Here is a 22,596-nt window from a genome sequence, read left to right as displayed (position 1 = left end):
ATCTCTCCGATCGGCTCGAAATGCTCGCCGTATCGGGGTGTTTCGCCTCCCCTACTTCTCGGGGGTCTCGTCCTCGGCGAGAATGCGGTAAAGAGACTTGCGGGTCTCGGTGAGCAACTCCGCCGCACGCGCCGCCTGCTGCGGAGTACCCGCCGCGGCGACCTGCGCCACCGCGCCCATTAGCTGCGCGGCGAGCCCGCGCAGGTCCATCGCCTGCGCTCCGACGTCCTCCCGCACGTCCGCCCAGGGATCGCCCAGCTCGTCCCGGTTCGCCGCGACGTACTCGGTACCGGTCTCGGTGAGCTTAGCGGTCTTGCGCCCGGCGACCTTCTCGATGAGGACCAGACCCTCGTCCTCCAGTTGCGCCAGCGCAGGATAGATCGAGCCAGGACTCGGCCGCCAGATGTCGTTGCTGCGCTCGCGGATCTGCTGGATGAGTTCGTATCCGTGCATGGGCTGCTCGGCCAGGAGCAGCAACACGGCGGCGCGTACGTCACCGCGCCTGCCCCGGCCGCCGCGACCCCGCCCGCGACCGAAGTGCGGGCCGAAACCCGGGCCGAAGCCGGGGCCGAACCCCGGACCGAACTCGGGACCGAAGCCGTGGCGTCCGCCCCTGCGGAAGCGCGAGCCGTGTTCGAAGCCCTCATAGCCGGGCAAAGGCCCGCGGCCACGTCGGCCGAATTCTCGATGTTCTTGGTGTTCCATGTCAGCCTCCCAGGGCTCTCGTGTTCGTTTCACGCTATCGACGATATATCGGCAATGCATCGAGTGCAAGGGCGTTTTCCGACGCGGGCGCGAGAAAAGGTTCAGATCACCAGCGAGTCGATCCAGCGCGCCAGCCGCGCCCCTTCGTCGACCATGAGCTCGGGGTCCCGAAAAGTGTTGGTGAGCAGGGAAATACCTTGATAAGCCGCGACATATGCGACCGCGAGCTCACGGGAGTCGGCGCGCCCCATCTCCGCGAACTGTCGTTCGGCCCAGTCCACCAGCACGCGCATCACATCGGCGGCCGCGGTATCCAACCCGTCACCCCGCTTGTCCAATTCCGAGGACAAGGTGCCGAATGGGCAGCCGTAACGCACGGTCTGGTCACGCTCGGCGACCCAACCCGCGATCAGCGCCTTCAGCCGCTCCGAAGGCTTCTCATGCCGGTCGCTCGCGGCGATCACGGCCTCCAGGATGCGGGCGTGCGAGCCGATGGCCGCCTCGATGAGCTGGTCTTTCGTCTTGAAGTAGTAGTAGACGTTGCCGACGGGCACCTCGGCGGCGCGGGCGATGTCGGCGATGGTCGTCTTCTCCACGCCCTGCTGATAGAACACCCGCACGGCAGCTTCGACCAGCCGCTCCCGCTTGCCCATCCGGGTTGCCGTCCCTGAGTCAGTCATACAACTAACTGTAGACAATGCGGGTACGACCGGCTACGTTCGTTAAGTCAGCCAACTAACTTAGGAGTTGTCATGATCGTGGTCACCGGAGCCACCGGAAATATCGGCGCGCCCCTCGTGCGCTTGCTGGCCGACGCCGGGGAAGAGGTCACGGCCGTCGCACGGCATGCCGGCCACCCACCGCCCGCGGGAGTCCGATCGGTTCAAGCCGATCTCGGCGAGCCGGAGAGCCTCTCCCCCGCCTTCACCGGAGCCGATACCCTGTTTCTCTTGATCACCGGCGAGCAGTTGGTGGCGGGTCCGGAACCAGAGCGGGTGCTGAAAACCGCCGCGGCGGGCGGCGTGCGGCGCGTGGTCTTCGTGTCCTCACAGGGCGTGGCGACCCGGCCCGAGGCGGTCGGCTACGCCCGGCTCATCGCCTACGAGCAGTCGATCAGGGAGTCGGGGTTGGACTGGACCTTCCTGCGACCGGCCGGGTTCTTCTCGAATACCTACGCATGGGTGGAATCGGTGCGCACGCAACGTCTGGTCGCCGCGCCGTTCGGTGACGTCGGTCTCCCCTCGATCGATCCGGCCGACATCGCCGCGGTCGCAGCGGCGGCGTTGCGCGACGACCGGCACGCGGGGCAGGTCTACACCCTCACCGGACCCGAACTGTCCACTCCACGAACCCAGGCCCAGGCGCTCGGCGAGGCACTGGACGAGCCGCTCCGATTCGTGGAACTGACTCGGGCGCAGGCGCATTCGGCGATGCTCGGTTTCATGCCGGAGCCGGTGGTCGAGCACACGCTGACGATCCTCGGCGAGCCGACACCCGCAGAACAGCGGATCAGCCCCGATGTACCGCGCGTGCTCGGACGCCCCGCTACGAAGTACGCCGAGTGGGCCATGCGCAATCGAGCGGTCTTCGCCTGACGCCCGAGGAACACCGCGCCACAAGTCGGACGGTCGGTGACGTCATCGTCTCCGGCTCGGATCGGGACCACGTCGCCGGTCTTCTCGGACTCGAACCACGCACTCGCCGCACCGGGGCTCGTCAGCCGATGTCGACCGGGTCGATCTGGACGCGGAGAGGGGCATCGGTGCGGTGTGTGCTGCGCACCGCCTGGGCGGCGCGCAGCGCACGCGCGAGCGCTCCTCCGTAGCGGCGCTCGACCCGCAGCAGCAAGCGTTCGACGGCGGCGGGGGAATCGCCGGAGGAGAACGGTTTGCGGGCGCCGTCCGGCAGCGGTACCGGTCCGAGGCGATCGACGGTGTCGGGGAGGTCCGCTGCCGAGAGCAGTTCGGCGATGGTGTCGGCGGTGCCATCGATGGCGGCCAGACGAACCGCCGGCGGGAAGCCGACCTCCGCGCGGGCGGCGACCTCGGCGCGCGCGGCGCCCACCGGATCCCACCGGACCAGCGCCTGCACGGTGGGAATCGAAGGCTCGGCCATCACGATGACCTGGCCGTGCGCGCGGACCAGCGCCGCGGCGGCCATCCAGCGGCGCAGTGCGTCCTCGGCAGCTCGCAGGTCGGCACGGCCGAGCAAGGCCCAGCCGTCGAGCAAGAGGGCCACACCGTATCCACCGTGGACCACGGGTTCGGCGCCGACCGTCGCGACGACCACCTGCGCGCCAGGTTCCACGGTGTCGAGTACCGCGCCGCCGCCGGAACCACGAATCGGCACACCGGGAAAAGCACGGCCGAGTTCCTCCGCCGTACGCGTCGCGCCGATCACCACGGCGCGCAGCGAGCGCGACCCGCAGGTGCCGCAGCGGAACGCGGCCTCGGTGATCCCGCACCAGCGGCAAGCGGGGCTGTGTGCTGCCGCGCCGGATTCGGCCGCCGATCCCCGCGGTCCGCCGGCCTCCGGCAGCGCGAGCGGTCCATTGCAGTGCCTGCATCGGGCAGGCGTGCGGCATTTCCCGCAGGCGAGCGCGGGAATGTATCCGCGACGCGGCACCTGGACCAGTACCGGCGCCCCCTCTTTCAGAGCCGCCCGTGCGGCCGCGAAGGCGACACCGGGAACCCGGACGGCCCGCGCCACCGGATCGCGCTCCAGTGCGATGTCGCTGTCGCCGGGGGCGCTGATGCGGGGAGTGACCTTGCGCAGGACGGCACGGTCGGCCACCAGATCGTGCGCCCAGCCGGATTCGACCACGGCTTGGATCTCCGCGGTGCGCGCGAAACCCGCCGCGACGAACGCCGCACCGGTCTCGTGCGCCCGCAACATCGCCACCTCACGCGCGTGCGGATACGGTGCGCGCTGTTCGGCGTAGGTGTCGTCGCCGTCGTCCCACAGCGCGATCAGCCCGAGGCGCGCCGCCGGTGCGAACACGGCGCTGCGCGTGCCGACCACCACCCGCGCCGAACCTCGCAACACCGCGAGCCAACGCCGATACCGGGCCGCTGGACCGAGGCCCGCCGCCAGACCGACCGCGGAGTCTCCCACCAGCGCAACACATTCCGCCAGCACCCGGTCGAGATCCCGCTGGTCGGGCACCATGAGGATCGCGCTGCGCCCGTGCCGGGCCACCACTGCGGCCAGCTCGGCCAGACGGCGAGGCCAGTCCTCCCCGGGCAGCGCCTGCCAAGCCGCCCGCGCGCCTTTTCCCTCCGCTAGCGCACCGACGAACGCCGCGCCGTGGACGTAACGCTCCCAGGAAGCGAGATCTACCGCTACGGCCGGAAGGTCCTGTGGAACGGGCGAGTCGGCGGGGGCGGCCGGGTTCGTGGTCGCGGCGGCGGAGTGAGGGTCCGTATCAGGCTCACCACCATCTGCCCCTTCAACGGGCGACCGCACGGCGCTCTCCCCGTTCGCCGGGCTCGAACCACCGGGTCCGGCTGCCCTGGCCGGTCCGATATCCGCGCGCACCGCTTTCGCACCGTGTACTACCGAGTCGGACTGCCCGACAGAAGGTCTCATCGACACCGACCGCGAAATCGGCTCGGCAGGGCTGGAATTCACGGCAGGCGACTGCGCAGAGGTTGAGCCACCGTCGATTTCGGTTTCAACGGCATGCTCGTCAACGCCGTGGACCAGGGCAGGATCGGCAGCGGAAACCGGGGCTTCGGTGGAAACAGGTTGCGCCGCAGCGGACTTCTTGCCGCCACCGGTTTCGGTGCGCGCGTGACGCGGCGGGATGGCCAAGCGCAGGACATCCGCGCGAGTGCCCGCGTAGCGGGCGGCCACCGCACCGGCCAACTGGAGGATCTCCGGGGTCAGCACGCGTTCGCCGGAGACGACGCGTTCGAGCTTGACCAGCTTGCCGCCGTGGTCACTGTGCGCCAGTCGCGCGAGCAGGTAACCGTCGACGAGGCGGCCCGCGAAACGGACACGCACCCGGACCCCGGGCTGGGCGATTTCGTCCAGCTCGGGGGACACCAGGTAGTCGAAGTCGCGGTCGAGATGCGCGGGCGACAGCAGCGGGAGGACCCGGGCGATCGGCAGCGCGACAGGTGCGGGACCCGCGGCTGTACGGTCCGCTTCGGTAGCGGAGGTATCCGCCGCGGGTTCGTTCACTCCGACCCGATCGGGGTCAGAGTCCGATGGCCGCGCGCAGCTTGTCCGCGCGGTCGGTGTGCTCCCACGGCAGATCGACGTCGGTGCGGCCGAAGTGGCCGTACGCGGCGGTCGGCGCGTAAATCGGGCGCAGCAGGTCCAGGTCGCGGATGATCGCGCCGGGGCGCAGATCGAAGACCTCGGTGATCGCGGTGGCGATGCGGGCCGGGTCGACCTTCTCGGTGCCGAAGGTCTCGACGAACAAGCCGACCGGGGCCGCCTTGCCGATCGCGTAGGCCACCTGGACCTCGACGCGCTCGGCCAGATCCGCCGCGACCACGTTCTTCGCGACCCAGCGCATGGCGTAGGCGGCCGAACGGTCCACCTTCGACGGGTCCTTGCCGGAGAAGGCGCCGCCGCCGTGGCGTGCCATGCCGCCGTAGGTGTCGACGATGATCTTGCGGCCGGTCAGGCCCGCGTCGCCCATCGGGCCACCGAGCACGAACTTGCCGGTGGGGTTGACCAGCAGACGGATGTTCGAGGTGTCCAGCGACGGCACGTCGAGGTCGGCGAGCACCGCGTCGAGAACCTTCTCGCGGATGTCGGGCGCGAGCAGGTTGTCCAGATCGATGTCGGCGGCGTGCTGGGTGGAGATGACCACCGTGTCGAGGCGAACCGGGCGGTCGCCGTCGTACTCGATGGTGACCTGGGTCTTGCCGTCCGGACGCAGGTAGGGCAGCACGCCGGACTTGCGCACCTCGGTCAAGCGGCGCGACAGCCGGTGCGCCAGCGCGATCGGCAGCGGCATCAGCTCCGGGGTGTCCTTGGTGGCGTACCCGAACATCAGGCCTTGGTCGCCTGCGCCCTGCCGCTCGATCTCGTCGTCGGAGCCCCCGACGCGCGCCTCGTGCGAGGTGTCCACACCCTGCGCGATATCCGGCGATTGCGCGCCGATCGCGATATTCACACCGCAGGAATTCCCGTCGAATCCCTTTGCCGAAGAGTCATATCCGATTTCCAGGACCTTTTCCCGGACAATGCGCGGAATATCGGCGTACGCCGACGTGGTGACCTCACCCGCGACATGGACCTGGCCGGTCGTCACGAGGGTTTCCACCGCGACCCGGCTGCGCGGATCTTCCGCGAGCAACGCATCGAGAATGGAATCGCTGATGGCATCACAGATTTTGTCCGGATGACCTTCGGTCACGGACTCACTGGTGAAAAGCCGGCTCCCGGACGTGCGCACAGTTCTTCCCTCTCCCTCAACGGGTTACTCGTATCGGCTTGCGACAGTAACGCGATGTCGCGACCGCGCAACCCTTAGATCTCAGACTATTCCAAATCACCGACAGAACGGGCGCCAACTACCCAGCCATCCCAGACAGCCGAACGCGCGGTGTCTCGTCGGTGCCGAAATGATGACGGCGTCGCGAACGAACGACCGATCAGACAGCAATCCTGGCAGGCACCCGTCGGCTCAGCGCAGCAACACACTCAGCGCGTCGAGCACGCGGCTGGCCAACAGCGCCTTCGAGCCGTGATCGAGTGCCTGCTCGGTGCCGTCCGCGCCGAGCAGCCAGCCGTCGTTGGTGTCGACCTCGAACGCCTTGCCCTCTCCCACCGCGTTGACCACGAGCAGGTCGCAGCCCTTGCGTGCGAGCTTCGCCCGCGCATGGGTGAGGACGTCGCCGTGCTCGTCACCGGTCTCGGCGGCGAAGCCGACGATCGCGGTGCCGGGCAACTGCCCGTCGCGTCGCGCCTGCACCAGTCCGGCGAGGATGTCGTCGGTCTTGGTCAGCGCGATGACGTCGGGCTCGCCCGCGCCCTTCTTGATCTTGGCGGCGGCGACGTTGGTCGGCCGGAAATCGGCGACCGCCGCGGCCATGATCACCGCGTCGGCGCCGACGGCATGCTTGTCGACGGCGGTTTTCAGCTGTTCGGCCGTGGTGATGTGCACCAGATCGACGGCGGCGGGCGCCGCCATCTCGATCGTGTTGCCCGCGATCAGCGTGACGTGGGCGCCGCGCTGGGCCGCGACCCGCGCGAGCGCGTAGCCCTGCTTGCCGGAGCTGCGGTTACCGAGGAAACGCACCGGATCCAGCGGTTCCCTGGTGCCGCCCGCCGTGATGACGACCCGGCGGCCCTCCAGATCGCGCGGAATCGCGTCGGCGCGCTCCATGAGCAGCGACGCGAGGCCGAAGATCTCCTCGGGCTCGGGCAGTCGTCCCGGGCCGGTGTCGGCGCCGGTGAGCCGGCCCGCCGCGGGCTCCATCACGATCGCACCGCGGGCGCGCAGCGTCGCGACGTTGGCGACGGTCGCCGGATGCTCCCACATCTCGGTGTGCATCGCGGGCGCGAACAGGATCGGACATCGGGCCGTCAGCAACGTAGCGGTGAGCAGGTCGTCGGCGCGGCCGGACGCGGCGCGCGCCATGAGGTCGGCAGTCGCCGGGGCGATGACCACCAGGTCCGCCTCCTGGCCCAGTCGAACGTGCGGAACCTCGGGCACGTCGGAGAACACGCCGGTGTGCACCGGGTTCCCGGACAGTGCTTCGAAGGTCGCCTTGCCGACGAACTCCAGCGCCGACGTGGTGGGGATCACCCGGACGTCGTGTCCGGTCTCGGTGAACCGCCGGACCAGAGAGCACGCCTTGTAGGCGGCGATTCCTCCGGCTACGCCGACGACGATCCTTGTGGTCACTACGCCTCCGGCCTAGTCGTGGTCACAGCGAACTCGGTCGCCTCACTCGCCTTCGGAGTGTTCGAGCAGGTCGGAGTGGATCTCGCGCAGGGCGACCGACAGCGGCTTCTCCTGCAGGCCCGGCTCGACCAGCGGGCCGACGTACTCGAGGATGCCGTCGCCGAGCTGGTTGTAGTAGTCGTTGATCTGACGGGCCCGCTTGGCCGCGTAGATCACCAGGGCGTACTTGGACGACGTGCGCTCGAGCAGCTCGTCGATCGGCGGGTTGGTGAGGCCGACCGGGGTGTCGTAGGCGGGCGCGGCCTTGATGTCCGTACTGCTCACTAGGGGAACTCCTGGTGTCGGGTGTCGCATGAACGAAGCCCGTCGCGGTGCGGCGCGCTGCCGCCTCCGGGCTTGCTCGCTCATGCCGTAGTGGATGGCGCATGCGCGACGGGCCCTACGAGGTCGGGCAGGCTCCTCCTCGGGCCGGATCGCTCATGCGCAGGTGGGGGTCACGAACTCGAATTTGTGCTAACGAACAACGATACCAACTGCTCACAGGCGCTGGTCACCTCGTCGTTCACGATAACGATGTCGAACTCGTCACATGCCGCCAGTTCCGTCCTGGCTGTTTCCAAGCGGCGCTCGATCACCTCGGGGGATTCGGTGCCGCGTGAGGTCAGCCGCGCCACCAATTCCTCCCAGCTCGGCGGGGCCAGGAACACCAGGATCGCCTCCGGGATCGCCCGGCGCACCGATCGCGCGCCCTCGAGATCCACTTCGACCAACACCGGAAGGCCTTCCGCCAAGGCGGCGCGCACCGGCCCGGCGGGGGTGCCCGAACGCTGCAATCCGCCGTGGATGTCCGCCCACTCGAGCAGCTCACCCGCCTCGATCATCGCGTCGAACTCCGCGCGGGAGACGAAGCGGTAGTCGAGGCCGTCGACCTCCCCGGGCCGCGGGGCCCGGGTCGTTGCCGACACGCTGAAGACCAGGTCGGGCAGTCGTTCGCGGACACAGCGGACCACGGTGGACTTGCCCACGGCCGAGGGGCCGACCAGTACTACCAGTCGACCCTTCCGCGTGTGTTCGATCACCCTCGTCGTCAGGCGTCGAAGTCGAACCGGGCCAGCAGCGCCTTGCGCTGCCGGTCGCCGAGTCCGCGCAGCCGCCGGGTGGGGGCGATCTCCAGCTCGCTCATGATTTCCGCCGCCTTGACCTTGCCCACCTTCGGCAGGGCCTCCAGCAGCGCCGACACCTTCATCTTGCCGAGGATCTCGTCGGTCTCGGCGTCGGTGAGGACCTGCTTCAGGTTGGTGCCGCCACGCTTCAAGCGCTCCTTGAGCTCCGCCCGAGCGCGGCGAGCGGCAGCCGCCTTCTCCAAAGCAGCGGCGCGCTGCTCGTCAGTCAGCTGGGGAAGGGCCACGGTTCCTCCGTCTCATCGTTCATTGCATCAACTCCTGCCGGTAACCCGGCAGTCTCAGCGACCGTACCCACGACGTCCGCCGATTGCGAACCCACCCCCCAGGTCAGCGCATGATTCCGGATATCGGAGGCACCGGGGTGGTGCGTCGAGCGGCCGGTCCGCGCCACCGCTCCGATCACCCGGCGGACGTCGCGAAATACGCCGCCAGCAGGGCTTTTTCGACAGACCGGGTGGTTTGCGAAAGGGTTGCTGGACCGCAGCGCATCGTTCCAGCAACCCCTCACCCGCCCTACCAGGAACTTTCTGGAAATTTCCCGCGTGTCGCGAGTTCTTTCCGCGTGTCGGGCGTCACAGCGAGGTATGCCGGGCACTCCCGCGCGGCATTCGGTGTCGATTTGTGAGCCCTGTACGGCGTCCAGGTGCGATGCGCCACCCCGCGCACCGCTCAGGACCCGAAATCGACCCAGTGACGCGCCCAGGCCCCGGTAAACGGCACCTGTGTGCGTGCACTTGCACGCGCAGATGGCCGAAAAGACGGAAGGCCGGCGCGGGGTGCGCCGGCCTTCCGGGTCATTTCTGCAGGAACGCGAACGCGTCCTGGAGTTCGTGCACTCTGGCACGCAGTGCCGGGACGGTGGGGCCCTCCCGCAGCACCTCGCGCGAAACGTTCGGGAGGACGGCCCCGAGCACCGCCTCGGGTACCAGGTCGCGGATGGTTTCCGGGCCACCGCCCTGAGCGCCCACCCCGGGCATGAGAATCGGCCCGTTGAGCGCGGAGAGGTCCGGCGCCTCGCTCAGCGTGGCACCCACCACCACGCCCACCGAACCGAACTCACCGCCCGGATTGCGGGCCGCGGCCTCGTCCACCATCGTCTGCGCGATCGCGCGGCCGTCCGTGCCGACCGCCCGCTGTACCTGCGCCCCTTCCGGATTCGACGTCGCGGCGAGCACGAAGACGCCGCGGTGGTTGGCCTCGGCCAACGTCAGCGCCGGAGCCAGCGAACCGAATCCGAGGTACGGCGAGACCGTCACCGCGTCCGACCCGAGTGGACCGTCGGCCAGCCACGTCCGGGCGTAGGCGTCCATGGTGGACCCGACGTCGCCGCGCTTGGCGTCGGCGAGCACCAGAGTTCCCGAAGCGCGCAGCACCTCGATGGTCCGCTCCAGGACCGCGATACCGCCGGAGCCGTAGGCCTCGAAGAACGCGACCTGCGGTTTGACCAGCGCGACCAGGCCGTCGAAAGCCTCCACGCAGATCTCGGCGAACCGCTCGAGCCCCTCGGCATCCTCGGTGAGGTCCCAGGACCGCAGCAGTTCCGGATGGGGGTCGATGCCGACGCACACGGGCCCGAACTGCCCCATCGCGTGCCGCAACCGTCGGCCGAAGGTCTTCATCTCGCCCGTTCCGTCCTGCCGCGGCTCACCCACGCAGCACCGAGTGCAGTTCCTGCAGGGACCGCACACCGATTCCGCCGTTGATGCTGGCCTCGATGCCCTGCACCGCCGCAGCGGCGCCCTGCACGGTGGTGATGCACGGGATGTTCACCCCGACCGCCGCGCTGCGGATCTCGTAGCCGTCCACGCGGGGACCGGAGTTGCCGTAGGGCGTGTTGAACACCATGTCCACCTCGCCGTCGCGGATCTGCTCCACGATCGTGGGCTCGTCGTCCGGGCGCACCTCGGAGTGCTTGCGCACCTGTTCGCACGGAATCCCGTTGCGGCGCAGCATCTCCGCCGTGCCCTCGGTGGCGAGGATGCGGAAGCCCAGGTCGTACAGGCGCTTGACCGGGAAGACCATCGCGCGCTTGTCCCGGTTGGCGATCGAGACGAACACGGTGCCCTCGGTGGGCAGCGAGCCGTAGGCGGCGGTCTGGCTCTTGGCGAAGGCGGTGCCGAAATCGGCGTCGATGCCCATCACCTCGCCGGTGGACTTCATCTCCGGCGACAGCAGCGAATCCACGCCGCTGCCGTCGGCGCGGCGGAACCGGTGGAACGGCAGCACGGCTTCCTTCACCGCCACCGGAGCGTCCAGCGCGACATGCCCGCCGTCGCCCTCGCCCGGGAGCATCCCCTCCTTGCGGAGTTCGGCGATGGTGGCGCCGAGCATGATCCGCGCGGCGGCCTTCGCCAGCGGCACCGCGGTGGCCTTGGACACGAACGGGACCGTCCGGCTCGCCCGCGGATTGGCCTCCAGCACGTAGAGCACGTCGTCCTTGAGCGCGTACTGCACGTTGAGCAGGCCACGGACGCCGATGCCCTTGGCCAGCGCGACGGTGGAGCGGCGCACCGCCTCGATGTCGCTGCGGCCCAGCGTGATCGGCGGCAGCGCGCAGGCCGAGTCGCCGGAGTGGATACCCGCTTCCTCGATGTGCTCCATCACGCCGCCGAGGTAGACCTCCTCGCCGTCGCACAGCGCGTCGACATCGATCTCGATCGCGTCCTCCAGGAACCGGTCGACCAGCACCGGGTGCTCCGGGCTGAGCTCGGTCGCACGGGAGATGTAGCCCTCGAGGGACTGCTCGTCGTACACGATCTCCATGCCGCGACCGCCGAGCACGTAGGACGGGCGCACCAGCACCGGGTAGCCGATCTCGGTGGCGATCTTGCGCGCCTGCGCGAACGTGGTCGCGGTGCCGTACTTCGGCGCGGGCAGCCCGGCCGCGACCAGCACGTCGCCGAACTCGCCGCGATCCTCGGCCAGGTCGATGGCGGCCGCGCTGGTACCGACCACCGGCACCCCCGCCTCGGTGAGGCGCTGCGCGAGGCCGAGCGGGGTCTGCCCGCCCAGCTGCACGATGACGCCCGCGACGGTGCCGGATTCGCATTCGGCGTGGTAGACCTCGAGGACGTCCTCGAAGGTCAGCGGCTCGAAGTAGAGCCGGTCAGCGGTGTCGTAGTCGGTGGAGACGGTCTCGGGGTTGCAGTTGACCATCACCGTCTCGAACCCGGCCTGCGACAGCGTCTGCGCCGCGTGCACGCACGAGTAGTCGAACTCGATACCCTGGCCGATCCGGTTGGGCCCGGAGCCGAGGATGATCACCTTCGCGCGCTCGCGCTGCGGCGCCACCTCTGACTCGGCGGCGGGATCGAGTTCGTAGGCCGAGTAGTGGTACGGGGTCTTAGCCTCGAACTCGGCGGCGCAGGTGTCGACGGTCTTGAAGACCGGGCGGATACCGAGCCGGTGCCGCAGTGCGCGCACTCCGGTCTCCCCCGCCAGCTCGGGCCGCAGCGCGGCCAGCTGACGGTCGGACAGGCCGTAGTGCTTGGCCCGGCGCAGCAACGGCTCGTCCAGCACGGGCGCGTCGAGGATCTCCTGACGCAGCTCGACCAGTCCGGCCACCTCCGCGACGAACCACGGGTCGATGCCGGAGGCGGCGGCGACGTCCTCGATGCTCGCGCCCAGCCGCAGCGCCCGCTCGACCTGGTAGATGCGCCCTTCGGTGGGAGTTTGTAGGTCCTCCAGAATCGCTTCGGCGTCGGTCCACGCGCCGTCTTCCTGGGTCCAGAAACCCGCGGCCTTGGTCTCCAGCGAACGCAGCACCTTGCCCAGCGCCTCGGCGAAGTTGCGGCCCAGCGACATCGCCTCGCCCACCGACTTCATGGTGGTGGTCAGCGTGCCGTCGGCGCCGGGGAACTTCTCGAACGCGAACCGCGGCGCCTTGACCACCACGTAGTCCAGGGTCGGCTCGAAGCAGGCCGGGGTTTCCTTGGTGATGTCGTTGACGATCTCGTCGAGCGTGTAGCCGATGGCCAGCTTGGCGGCGATCTTCGCGATCGGGAAGCCGGTCGCCTTGGAGGCCAGCGCGGACGAGCGCGAGACGCGCGGGTTCATCTCGATGACGATCAGGCGCCCGTCGAGCGGGTTCACCGCGAACTGGATGTTGCAGCCGCCGGTGTCGACGCCGACCTCGCGCAGGATGGCGATGCCCAGATCGCGCAGCTTCTGGTACTCGCGGTCAGTGAGCGTCATCGCAGGCGCGACGGTCATCGAGTCGCCGGTGTGCACGCCCATCGGGTCGACGTTCTCGATCGAACAGACCACCACGACGTTGTCGCGGCCGTCGCGCATCAACTCGAGCTCGTATTCCTTCCAGCCGAGGATGGACTCCTCGATGAGGACGTTCGCGGTGGGCGAGGCGGCCAGACCACCGCCGGCGATGCGATCGAGGTCCTCGTCGTTGTACGCCATGCCGGAACCGAGGCCGCCCATGGTGAACGACGGGCGCACCACCACGGGGAAGCCGAGCTCGCCGACCGTCTCGCGGACCTCGTCCATGGTGAAACAGACCCGCGAGCGGGCGCTCTCCCCGCCCACCTTGGCCACGATGTCCTTGAACTTCTGCCGGTCCTCACCGCGCTGGATGGCGTCGAAGTCGGCGCCGATCAGCTCCACGCCGTACTTGTCCAGCACTCCGCGCTCGTGCAGCGCGACCGCGGTGTTCAGCGCGGTCTGGCCACCGAGAGTGGCCAGGATCGCGTCGGGGCGCTCCTTGTCGATGACCTTCTCCACGAACTCCGGCGTGATCGGCTCGACGTAGGTGGCGTCGGCGAACTCCGGGTCGGTCATGATCGTCGCCGGGTTCGAGTTGACCAGCGACACCCGCAGGCCCTCGGCCCGCAGCACCCGGCACGCCTGCGTGCCGGAGTAGTCGAATTCGCACGCCTGGCCGATGACGATCGGGCCAGAACCGATCACCAGGATGTGCTCGAGATCCTCGCGGCGAGGCATCAGGCTCCTTCCATGAGACCGGCGAAACGGTCGAACAGATATGCGGCGTCGTGGGGGCCTGCGGCGGCCTCCGGGTGGTACTGCACCGAGAAGGCGCGGCCATCGACCAGCCGGACGCCTTCCACCGTGCCGTCGTTGGCGCAGACGTGGCTCACCTCGGCCGTGCCGAAGGGTGTGTCGAACCGCTCGCCCCGCTCACCTTCCAGCGCGAACCCGTGGTTCTGCGCGGTGATCGAGATCCGGCCGGTCTCGTGCTCCACCACCGGGATGTTGATGCCGCGGTGGCCGAACTTCATCTTGTAGGTGTCCCGGCCGAGCGCGCGGCCGAGGATCTGGTTGCCGAAGCAGATACCGAACAGCGGCAGGCCTTCGCCCAGCACACCGCGGGTCAGCTCGATCGCGTCGGTCGCGGTGGCGGGGTCACCGGGGCCGTTGGACAGGAAGACGCCGTCGGGTTTCAGTTCGAGGATCCGATCCAGCGTCGTCGAGGACGACACCACGTGCACCCGCATGCCGCGCTGCGCGAACATACGCGGGGTGTTGGTCTTGATCCCGAGGTCGACCGCGACGACGGTGCACCGGTGCTCACCGTCCGGCTCGATCGTGTACAGCGCGTCGGTGCTCACCTCGCCCGCCAGGTCGGCGCCCAGCATCGACGGCTGGCCGTTCACCCTGGCCACCAGCTCGTCGGTGGCCGCGAGGGCGTCGCCGGAGAAGATGCCCGCCTTCATCGAACCGCGGGAGCGCAGGTGGCGCACCAGCGCGCGGGTGTCGATGCCCGCGATGCCGACGACCCGCTGACGCTCCAGTTCCTCCGGCAACGTGGTGGTGGCGCGCCAGTTCGACGCGCGCCGCGCCGGATCGCGCACCACGTACCCGGCCACCCAGATCTTCGCGGACTCGTCGTCCTCGTCGTTCCAGCCGGTGTTGCCGATCTGCGGCGCGGCCGCGACCACGATCTGGCGGTGGTAGGACGGGTCGGTGAGGGTCTCCTGGTACCCGGTCATCGCTGTGCAGAACACCGCCTCACCGAGCGTCTGGCCCACGGCGCCGTAGGGGCGGCCCCGGAACACCCGGCCGTCCTCCAGCACGAGTGCCGCGTCCGTCCCCGCCCTGCTCCCGCCCGTGTCCGTCCCCGCCCTGCTCCCGCCCGTGTCCGTCCCCGCCCTGCTCCCGCCCGTGTCCGTCCCCGCCCTGCTCCCGCCCGTGTCGCCTGTCATCCCTCGTCATCTCCCGTCATCGTCCCGCTCTGATCCGCCGCGGTAAGCCCGCGCCAAGCCGGGTAGACCGACTTGTCGTCGCCGCGGAAACCCGTATCGATCTCGGTTCCGGTCGGCAGCTTCCAGCGAATGACCAGCACACCATCTTCCGTCATCACTTTGCCCGCGTGTCCGCGTTCGGTGCGCACCGCGGTGATGGATTCCTGTGGAATCCAGATCACGGTCGCGCCGTCGCGTTCGAGCAGAATCCCCCGTTCGAACCGCGTGAGTTCCGCGGTGGCCCGGAAACCCAGGTCACCGACCGTGATCCGGTCCTGCCAGCTGGGCGCGATCGTGCTGCCCAGGTAAAGGCCGGTGGTCGGCTCCAGCACCTGCGCGCCGAGTTCGGCAGGCACGGCAGGCAACGTGCCGATGCGCTCAGCCTGACGCGCGGCGCGGTTGCGCCAGCCCCGGTACATCAGCCAGAGGCAGGCCACGAACAGGACCAGCAGCCCGACGACCCACAGCGTTCTCTCCACTCAAGAACCTCCTCGAACACCGCGCTCGTTCATCTACGCCTCCGCCCGGTTGCCCAGCGCCTTGCCGTCGCGGGCGGTGACCCGGCCGCGCAGCAACGTCGCCGTCACCCGCGCCGGGAAGGTCATCGCCTCGAACGGCGTGTTGTTCGCGATGCTGGCCAGTTCCGTTCCGCGCACCGTCCAGCTCGCCTTCGGGTCGACCAGCGTCAAATTCGCCGGCTCGCCGACCTCGAGCGGCCTGCCGTGCTCGTCCAAGCCGACGATCGCCGCCGGACGCTCACTCATGACGCGGGCGACGCCGCGCCAGTCCAGCAGCCCGGGTTCGACCATGGTCCGCACGATGATCGACAGCGCTGTCTCCAGGCCGAGCATGCCGGGCCGGGCCGCGGCGAACTCGCAGCACTTGTCCTGCTCCGCGTGGGGAGCGTGGTCGGTGGCGACGCAGTCGATGATCCCCTCCGCCAGCGCTTGCCGCAGCGCCGCGGCATCGGACGCCTCGCGCAGCGGCGGGTTGACCTTGTTGACCGCGTCGTAGGTCTCCAGCCGGGAGTCGTCCAGCAGCAGGTGGTGCGGGGTGACCTCGGCGGTGATGGCGATGCCCTGCGACTTCGCCCATTTCACCAGCTCCACGGTGCCCACGGTGGAAGCGTGGCAGATGTGCACCCGGGCGCCCGCGTCGCGCGCCAGCAGAGCGTCACGCGCCACGATGGACTCCTCCGCCGCGCGCGGCCAGCCGGCCAAGCCCAGCCGGGCAGCGGTCGGCCCCTCGTGCGCGATCGCGCCCTTGGTCAGTCGCGGCTCCTCGGCATGCTGGGCGATCAGGACGCCGAGCGAGTTGGCGTACTCCAGGGCGCGGCGCATGATCAGCGGGTCGTAGACGCAGTGACCGTCGTCGGAGAACATGCGCACCGCGCCGACGCCCGCCGCCATCGTCCCCATCTCGGCGAGTTGCTTGCCTTCCAGACCGACGGTGACCGCGCCGACCGGGTACACATCGACCAGGCCGACCTCCCGGCCGCGGCGCCATACGTGGTCGGTGACGACCACCGAGTCGGCGACCGGGCTGGTGTTGGCCATCGCGAACACCGCAGTGTAGCCGCCGAGCGCGGCCGCGGCGGATCCGGACTCGATGGTCTCGGTGTCCTCCCGGCCCGGCTCACGCAGATGGGTGTGCAGGTCGACGAAGCCGGGCAGCAGAATCTGCCCCTGCGCGTCGATGATCTCGGCGTCGACCACGTCGAGATCGGCGCCGATCCGGCGGATCTCGCCGTCGGCGACGAGCACGTCGACCGGCTCGCCTTCGCCGTACAGCAGCGCGCCCTTGATCAGAACGGTCGTGTTCGCACTCATGCTGTGTCCTTTCCGGCATGAGCGGGGACCTGCGTGGTCACGCTCCGCTGCCTCCTCCAGCCCTGACCGCTCACTAGGGCACCATCCTTTCTGCAACCCGAACAGGTAGGGTTGTGACCTCTCGGTCCCGGTGGGTGCATGGCCTAGATCGCGTGCCATTCGATGGCCAGTATGAGTTCCGCCAGCCCTGCCGGGCCGAGGGCCGCAGACCGGCGTCAGGAACATGCCCCGTGTGTGAGGGCCGATTAGTGAGCTTCCGGCAGCGGCCCTCGAGACCGGCGAGGTGCGGATTCGACCTCGAAGGAGACAGCCGTTGTTCGTCGGCTGGGACTGGGGAAACGCTGCCCACGACGTGACCGTGATCAACGACGCCGGGGGCCGGGTCGACCGGCTGAGGATCCCTCATACCGAGGACGGCATCGCCCGGGCGCTGGCCGAACTGGCTCGTCACGGCGACCGTACCGATCTGCCGGTGGCGATCGAGACCACCCGCGGCTTGGTCGTGGACCGCCTGCTCGCCGCCGGTCACCCGGTGATCGCGATACACCCCAACGCATTCCATGCCGCCCGGCCACGCTGGGGCGCAGCGCGGGCGAAGAACGATCCCGGCGACGCGTTCAAGCTGGCGGACTTCGCGCGCACCGACATCCACCGCCTGCCGCGGCTGGTGCCGACACTGCCGGAAACTCTCGAGCTGCAGGCACTGACCCGCCAGCGCGGCGACCAGCTGGGTCTGCGTATCGCGGCTGCCAACCAGCTCGCCGCCCTGCTCGATGCGCACTGGCCCGGGGGCAAAACCGTTTTCGCGCAACTGCATTCGCCGATCACGCTGGAGTTCCTCGACCGCTACCCGACCCCGCAGAGCGCCGCCGGGCTCACCCCGGCCCGCCTCGAGCAGTTCTGCAAACGCCGAGGCTACAGTGGCCGCCGCAGCGGAAGCGAGCTGCTGGCCCGACTGCGTGGGGCGCCGGTGGCCGCCACCCGCCTCGGGCAGGCCGTGGTGGCGCAGTTGGTCCGCGCCCAGGTCGCGGTCGTGCGGGCACTGCAGGCCGGCATCGACGCCCTCGAAACGATCATCACCGAGGCCGTCACCGCACACCCCTACGCCCGGTTGCTCGGCGATCTGCCACGCGTGGGCACCCTGAACCTGGCCCAGATCATCGGTGAGGTCGGCCCGATCCTCGAGCGCACCACCAGCTTCGATCAACTGGCCGCGGAGACCGGTGTCGCCCCGGTCACCCGCGCCTCTGGCAAGACCCATACCGTCGCGTTCCGGCACGCCACCAACCGACACGCCCGCCAAGCCCTGCACGTCTGGTTCGACAACAGCCGCCGCGCCCACGCCTGGGCCGCGCAGCGCTACGCCGCGGCCCGTGCACGCGGGCAACGCCACCCACACGCCCTGCGCACCCTCGGCCGCGCTTGGCTGCGCGTCATCTGGGCCTGCTGGCGCACCAAAACCGCCTACAACCCCACCCGCCACCAACCGGAAAAACAACCGACCGCCGCATAGGGGTTGACTCAGGAAACTCATGCCGGGTCCCTTTCCGGCACGAGCGGGGACCTGCGTGGTCACGCTCCGCTGCCTCCTCCAGCCCTGACCGCTCATGCCGGGTCCCTTTCCGGCATGAGCGGGGACCTGCGTGGTCACGCTCCGCTGCCTCCTCCGGCCCTGACCGCTCACTAGGGCACCATCCTTTCTGCAACCCGAACAGGTAGGGTTGTGACCTCTCGGTCCCGGTGGGTGCATGGCCTAGATCGCGTGCCATTCGATGGCCAGTATGAGTTCCGCCAGCCCTGCCGGGCCGAGGGCCGCAGACCGGCGTCAGGAACATGCCCCGTGTGTGAGGGCCGATTAGTGAGCTTCCGGCAGCGGCCCTCGAGACCGGCGAGGTGCGGATTCGACCTCGAAGGAGACAGCCGTTGTTCGTCGGCTGGGACTGGGGAAACGCTGCCCACGACGTGACCGTGATCAACGACGCCGGGGGCCGGGTCGACCGGCTGAGGATCCCTCATACCGAGGACGGCATCGCCCGGGCGCTGGCCGAACTGGCTCGTCACGGCGACCGTACCGATCTGCCGGTGGCGATCGAGACCACCCGCGGCTTGGTCGTGGACCGCCTGCTCGCCGCCGGTCACCCGGTGATCGCGATACACCCCAACGCATTCCATGCCGCCCGGCCACGCTGGGGCGCAGCGCGGGCGAAGAACGATCCCGGCGACGCGTTCAAGCTGGCGGACTTCGCGCGCACCGACATCCACCGCCTGCCGCGGCTGGTGCCGACACTGCCGGAAACTCTCGAGCTGCAGGCACTGACCCGCCAGCGCGGCGACCAGCTGGGTCTGCGTATCGCGGCTGCCAACCAGCTCGCCGCCCTGCTCGATGCGCACTGGCCCGGGGGCAAAACCGTTTTCGCGCAACTGCATTCGCCGATCACGCTGGAGTTCCTCGACCGCTACCCGACCCCGCAGAGCGCCGCCGGGCTCACCCCGGCCCGCCTCGAGCAGTTCTGCAAACGCCGAGGCTACAGTGGCCGCCGCAGCGGAAGCGAGCTGCTGGCCCGACTGCGTGGGGCGCCGGTGGCCGCCACCCGCCTCGGGCAGGCCGTGGTGGCGCAGTTGGTCCGCGCCCAGGTCGCGGTCGTGCGGGCACTGCAGGCCGGCATCGACGCCCTCGAAACGATCATCACCGAGGCCGTCACCGCACACCCCTACGCCCGGTTGCTCGGCGATCTGCCACGCGTGGGCACCCTGAACCTGGCCCAGATCATCGGTGAGGTCGGCCCGATCCTCGAGCGCACCACCAGCTTCGATCAACTGGCCGCGGAGACCGGTGTCGCCCCGGTCACCCGCGCCTCTGGCAAGACCCATACCGTCGCGTTCCGGCACGCCACCAACCGACACGCCCGCCAAGCCCTGCACGTCTGGTTCGACAACAGCCGCCGCGCCCACGCCTGGGCCGCGCAGCGCTACGCCGCGGCCCGTGCACGCGGGCAACGCCACCCACACGCCCTGCGCACCCTCGGCCGCGCTTGGCTGCGCGTCATCTGGGCCTGCTGGCGCACCAAAACCGCCTACAACCCCACCCGCCACCAACCGGAAAAACAACCGACCGCCGCATAGGGGTTGACTCAGGAAACTCATGCCGGGTCCCTCTCCGGCACGAGCGGGGACCTGCGTGGTCACGCTCCGCTGCCTCCTCCAGCCCTGACCGCTCATGCCACTGCCTCCTGTGTGCCGACGAGCAGGCGGAACAGGACCGCCATGCGCATGTGCACACCGTTGGTGACCTGTTGCAGCACCGCGGCTTTCGGGGAGTCCGCGACCGAGGACGCGATCTCCATGCCGCGCAGCATCGGGCCGGGGTGCAGCACGACGGCGTGGTCCTCCAGCAGGGCCAACCTACGCTCGGACAGTCCATAGGTGATCGAGTACTCGCGGGCCGACGGGAAGAACCCGCCGTTCATCCGCTCGGCTTGCACACGCAGCATCAGCACTGCGTCGGCGCCGATCAGTTCGGCGTCCAGATGATGTGACACGCGGGCCGGCCAGGTCTCGACGCCGACCGGCATGAGTGTGCGGGGCGCGACCAGCACGACTTCCGCGCCGAGGGTGGCCAGCAGGAAGACATTGGACCGCGCTACCCGGCTGTGCAGGATGTCGCCGACGATCACGACGCGCTTGCCCTCGATGTCGCCGAGCCGCTGCCGGAGGGTCAGCGCGTCCAACAGGGCCTGAGTCGGGTGCTCGTGCGTCCCGTCGCCCGCGTTGACGACCGCCGGGCCGGAGTTGTGCCCTGCCGCGACCGCCCACTCGTCCATCCAGCGTGCGATCTGGTGTGCGGCGCCGGAGGCCGGGTGCCGCACGATCAGCGCGTCGGCTCCGGCAGCGTGCAAGGTCAGCGCGGTGTCGCGCAGCGACTCCCCCTTGGCGACCGACGAGCTGCTCGCGCTCACGTTGATCACGTCCGCGCTCATCCATTTGCCCGCGACTTCGAACGACACTCTGGTCCGGGTGGAGTTCTCGTAGAAGACCGTCATCACGGTGCGCCCGCGCAGCGTGGGCAGCTTGTGCACCTCACGGCCGAGCAGGGCCTGTTCGAACCGTTCGGCCTCGTCGAGCAGTTCGGTCGCGGCGGCGCGATCGAGCGCGGCGACCGACAGCAGATGCCTCACCGGCGTACCTCCCGCCGCGAGGCGGCGTGCGTCGGATTCATCACGCCTCCTCCTGGTGCAGGTAGACGCCGTCGCGGCCGTCGTGTTCGGTCAGCAGCACCGAGATGTCCTCGGATCGGCTGGTCGGCACGTTCTTGCCCACATAGTCGGCGCGGATCGGCAGTTCGCGATGGCCGCGGTCGATGAGCACCGCCAGCTGCACCGCGCGGGGGCGGCCCAGATCACGCAGGCCGTCGAGCGCGGAGCGGACGGTACGACCGGAGAACAGGACGTCGTCGACGAGAACCACCAGCGCGTCATCGATGCCGCCGTCCGGGACGGAGGTGCGTTCCAGCGGCCGGTGCGGCCGGCTACGCAGATCGTCGCGGTAGAGGGTGATGTCGAGCGAGCCCAGAGCCGGGCGGACGCCGGAGAATTCCTCGATCTTCTCGGTGAGCCGCGCGGCCAAGGTGGTGCCACGGGTGGGAATGCCGATCAGTACTACGCGCGGCGCGTCCGGCTCTCCCGCGTCCAACGCGGTCTTCTCGATGATCTGGTGCGCGATGCGCGCGATGGTCCGCCCGACATCCGAAGCCGACAACAGCTCCCGCCCCACCGCCACCCATTCCGGGGTGTGTCGCTGCGATGTCTCGGCAGCGCCGCCGGACTTGGCGGCCCGTTCTTCGGGCACGGCCATGCCGACCTCCTTCCCCGCCTCACCGGACGGTCCGTTAAAGGATGTCTTACGGCAAGCAGCGTAGCAGCGCCGCAACCCCCGCTTTCACCAGGCATATCCCGCTGTGAGCGGGGCCACTGCAGCCGAGCGGACGCGGACGCCGCTCCAAGCGCACCGCGCGGACCCGTCCGGTCGGCCACGCCGACAGCCGGACGAAGCTCCCGACAATCCTGACCGAAATCCGCTAGCACGTATGTTCGATCAGCGGTACGCTCCCCTCATGTCCACACCGCTCCAGGGATCGCTGCTCGACGGATTCGGTGATACCGAATTCGCGCCGCTTCGCGATGCGCGCCGGACGGTGCTCGACCACGGAGCCTGGGTGGATCTGCTGCCCGGTTGGCTTTCGGGCGCGGACGCGCTGTTCGACCGACTGGTCACCCGTGTGCCTTGGAAGGCGGAGCGCAGGCCGATGTACGACCGCGTGGTCGACGTGCCCCGGCTACTGCGGTTCTACGCGGAGCACGAACCACTGCCGGATCCGGCCCTGGCCGACGCCCGCGCGGCGCTGAGCGACCACTATCGTCACGAGCTCGGCGAACCGTTCCGCACCGCAGGCCTGTGCTATTACCGGGACGGGCGCGACAGCGTCGCCTGGCACGGCGACAACATCGGCCGCGGCGCCACCCACGACACGATGGTCGCGATCGTGTCGGTCGGGGCGCCGAGGGCGCTGCTGCTACGCCCCCGTGGTGGTGGGGCGAGCATCAAATACGTTGTGGGCCATGGCGATCTGCTGGTCATGGGCGGCTCCTGCCAGCGCACATGGGAGCACGCGATACCGAAGACACGCAAACCCACCGGCCCACGGATCAGCATCCAGTACCGCCCGCGCGGCGTCCGCTGACGCCGTGCCCGCACTGTGCTCCACCCGACAGCGCGCCGGCTTGACCTGAACCGCCGTTGAG

The 22,596-nt window shown here is 69.5% G+C and carries 19 protein-coding genes; 4 read left to right on the top strand and 15 right to left on the bottom strand.

Features of this window, described 5'->3' with window-relative positions; genetic code table 11:
• Positions 1-51: 51 nt before the first annotated feature.
• Positions 52-705, bottom strand: a complete 654-nt coding sequence (locus K8O92_19985; protein UAK30220.1) for a PadR family transcriptional regulator — start codon at positions 703-705, stop codon at positions 52-54.
• A 101-nt stretch (positions 706-806) separates the two neighbouring features.
• A complete protein-coding gene (locus K8O92_19980; protein ID UAK35829.1) occupies positions 807-1,358 on the bottom strand; it encodes a TetR family transcriptional regulator in 552 nt (183 codons plus the stop codon).
• A 99-nt stretch (positions 1,359-1,457) separates the two neighbouring features.
• Between K8O92_19980 and K8O92_19975 the strand changes: the two genes are divergently transcribed.
• Positions 1,458-2,300, top strand: a complete 843-nt coding sequence (locus K8O92_19975; GenBank protein ID UAK30219.1) for an NAD(P)H-binding protein — start codon at positions 1,458-1,460, stop codon at positions 2,298-2,300.
• A gap of 121 nt (positions 2,301-2,421) precedes the next feature.
• On the opposite strand, the gene K8O92_19970 is transcribed toward K8O92_19975, so the two are convergent.
• The 11 genes from K8O92_19970 to K8O92_19920 form a co-directional block, all read right to left on the bottom strand.
• Positions 2,422-4,818, bottom strand: a complete 2,397-nt coding sequence (locus K8O92_19970) for a primosomal protein N' (protein UAK35828.1) — start codon at positions 4,816-4,818, stop codon at positions 2,422-2,424.
• A gap of 88 nt (positions 4,819-4,906) precedes the next feature.
• The gene (gene metK / locus K8O92_19965; protein ID UAK30218.1) at positions 4,907-6,118 is read right to left on the bottom strand and encodes a methionine adenosyltransferase; all 1,212 of its coding nucleotides are present in this window, start codon (positions 6,116-6,118) and stop codon (positions 4,907-4,909) included.
• A gap of 231 nt (positions 6,119-6,349) precedes the next feature.
• On the bottom strand, positions 6,350-7,573 hold the full coding sequence (coaBC, locus tag K8O92_19960; protein UAK30217.1) for a bifunctional phosphopantothenoylcysteine decarboxylase/phosphopantothenate--cysteine ligase CoaBC: 1,224 nt from the start codon (positions 7,571-7,573) through the stop codon (positions 6,350-6,352).
• A gap of 42 nt (positions 7,574-7,615) precedes the next feature.
• Positions 7,616-7,927, bottom strand: coding sequence for a DNA-directed RNA polymerase subunit omega (rpoZ, locus tag K8O92_19955; GenBank protein ID UAK35827.1), 312 nt, complete (start codon positions 7,925-7,927; stop codon positions 7,616-7,618).
• Between the two features lie 140 nt (positions 7,928-8,067).
• Positions 8,068-8,652, bottom strand: a complete 585-nt coding sequence (gene gmk, locus K8O92_19950) for a guanylate kinase (protein UAK30216.1) — start codon at positions 8,650-8,652, stop codon at positions 8,068-8,070.
• A gap of 8 nt (positions 8,653-8,660) precedes the next feature.
• Positions 8,661-8,981 carry an integration host factor MihF gene (gene mihF, locus K8O92_19945; GenBank protein ID UAK30215.1) on the bottom strand — a complete coding sequence of 107 codons (321 nt, stop codon included), beginning with the start codon at positions 8,979-8,981 and terminating at the stop codon, positions 8,661-8,663.
• 570 nt (positions 8,982-9,551) lie between these two features.
• Complete coding sequence (gene pyrF, locus K8O92_19940) at positions 9,552-10,376, bottom strand: orotidine-5'-phosphate decarboxylase (GenBank protein ID UAK30214.1); 825 nt, start codon at positions 10,374-10,376, stop codon at positions 9,552-9,554.
• Positions 10,377-10,401: 25 nt separating this feature from the next.
• Positions 10,402-13,710, bottom strand: coding sequence for a carbamoyl-phosphate synthase large subunit (gene carB, locus K8O92_19935; GenBank protein ID UAK30213.1), 3,309 nt, complete (start codon positions 13,708-13,710; stop codon positions 10,402-10,404).
• Positions 13,710-14,801 (bottom strand): glutamine-hydrolyzing carbamoyl-phosphate synthase small subunit, encoded by a 1,092-nt coding sequence (gene carA, locus K8O92_19930; protein UAK30212.1) that lies wholly within the window; start codon positions 14,799-14,801, stop codon positions 13,710-13,712. Before carA ends, carB begins: the two co-directional genes overlap by 1 nt.
• 125 nt (positions 14,802-14,926) lie before the next feature.
• Entirely contained in the window at positions 14,927-15,448 is a 522-nt protein-coding gene (locus K8O92_19925) for a transporter (GenBank protein ID UAK30211.1), read from the bottom strand.
• 33 nt (positions 15,449-15,481) lie between these two features.
• On the bottom strand, positions 15,482-16,798 hold the full coding sequence (locus K8O92_19920; GenBank protein ID UAK30210.1) for a dihydroorotase: 1,317 nt from the start codon (positions 16,796-16,798) through the stop codon (positions 15,482-15,484).
• Between the two features lie 313 nt (positions 16,799-17,111).
• Between K8O92_19920 and K8O92_19915 the strand changes: the two genes are divergently transcribed.
• Together K8O92_19915 and K8O92_19910 are read left to right on the top strand one after the other, a co-directional pair.
• Positions 17,112-18,311, top strand: a complete 1,200-nt coding sequence (locus K8O92_19915; protein ID UAK30209.1) for an IS110 family transposase — start codon at positions 17,112-17,114, stop codon at positions 18,309-18,311.
• 410 nt (positions 18,312-18,721) lie between these two features.
• The gene (locus K8O92_19910; GenBank protein ID UAK30208.1) at positions 18,722-19,921 is read left to right on the top strand and encodes an IS110 family transposase; all 1,200 of its coding nucleotides are present in this window, start codon (positions 18,722-18,724) and stop codon (positions 19,919-19,921) included.
• Positions 19,922-20,013: 92 nt separating this feature from the next.
• Here the strand turns inward: K8O92_19910 and K8O92_19905 are convergent, their stop codons facing one another.
• Positions 20,014-20,973, bottom strand: a complete 960-nt coding sequence (locus K8O92_19905) for an aspartate carbamoyltransferase catalytic subunit (GenBank protein UAK30207.1) — start codon at positions 20,971-20,973, stop codon at positions 20,014-20,016.
• 40 nt (positions 20,974-21,013) lie between these two features.
• Positions 21,014-21,574, bottom strand: coding sequence for a bifunctional pyr operon transcriptional regulator/uracil phosphoribosyltransferase PyrR (gene pyrR, locus K8O92_19900; GenBank protein ID UAK35826.1), 561 nt, complete (start codon positions 21,572-21,574; stop codon positions 21,014-21,016).
• 334 nt (positions 21,575-21,908) lie between these two features.
• Here pyrR and K8O92_19895 point away from each other — a divergent pair, with 334 nt between their 5' ends.
• Positions 21,909-22,535 (top strand): alpha-ketoglutarate-dependent dioxygenase AlkB, encoded by a 627-nt coding sequence (locus K8O92_19895; protein UAK30206.1) that lies wholly within the window; start codon positions 21,909-21,911, stop codon positions 22,533-22,535.
• The last annotated feature ends 61 nt before the right edge of the window (positions 22,536-22,596 follow it).

The sequence above is a fragment of the Nocardia asteroides genome, from assembly GCA_019930625.1.
In the GTDB taxonomy this organism is placed as follows: domain Bacteria; phylum Actinomycetota; class Actinomycetes; order Mycobacteriales; family Mycobacteriaceae; genus Nocardia; species Nocardia sputi.
The sequence above is the reverse complement of the archived record's forward strand: the minus strand, read 5'-3'. Positions and strand labels throughout refer to the sequence as shown.

Bases quoted from the DNA above. Each gene is read 5' to 3' on its own strand.
- K8O92_19980 (UAK35829.1), bottom strand. From the start codon at position 1,358: ATGGGCAAGCGGGAGCGGCTGGTCGAAGCTGCCGTGCGGGTGTTCTAT.
- rpoZ (UAK35827.1), bottom strand. From the start codon at position 7,927: ATGCGACACCCGACACCAGGAGTTCCCCTAGTGAGCAGTACGGACATC.
- K8O92_19985 (UAK30220.1), bottom strand. From the start codon at position 705: ATGGAACACCAAGAACATCGAGAATTCGGCCGACGTGGCCGCGGGCCT.
- carB (UAK30213.1), bottom strand. From the start codon at position 13,710: ATGCCTCGCCGCGAGGATCTCGAGCACATCCTGGTGATCGGTTCTGGC.
- pyrF (UAK30214.1), bottom strand. From the start codon at position 10,376: ATGAAGACCTTCGGCCGACGGTTGCGGCACGCGATGGGGCAGTTCGGG.
- K8O92_19895 (UAK30206.1), top strand. From the start codon at position 21,909: ATGTCCACACCGCTCCAGGGATCGCTGCTCGACGGATTCGGTGATACC.
- K8O92_19920 (UAK30210.1), bottom strand. From the start codon at position 16,798: ATGAGTGCGAACACGACCGTTCTGATCAAGGGCGCGCTGCTGTACGGC.
- K8O92_19975 (UAK30219.1), top strand. From the start codon at position 1,458: ATGATCGTGGTCACCGGAGCCACCGGAAATATCGGCGCGCCCCTCGTG.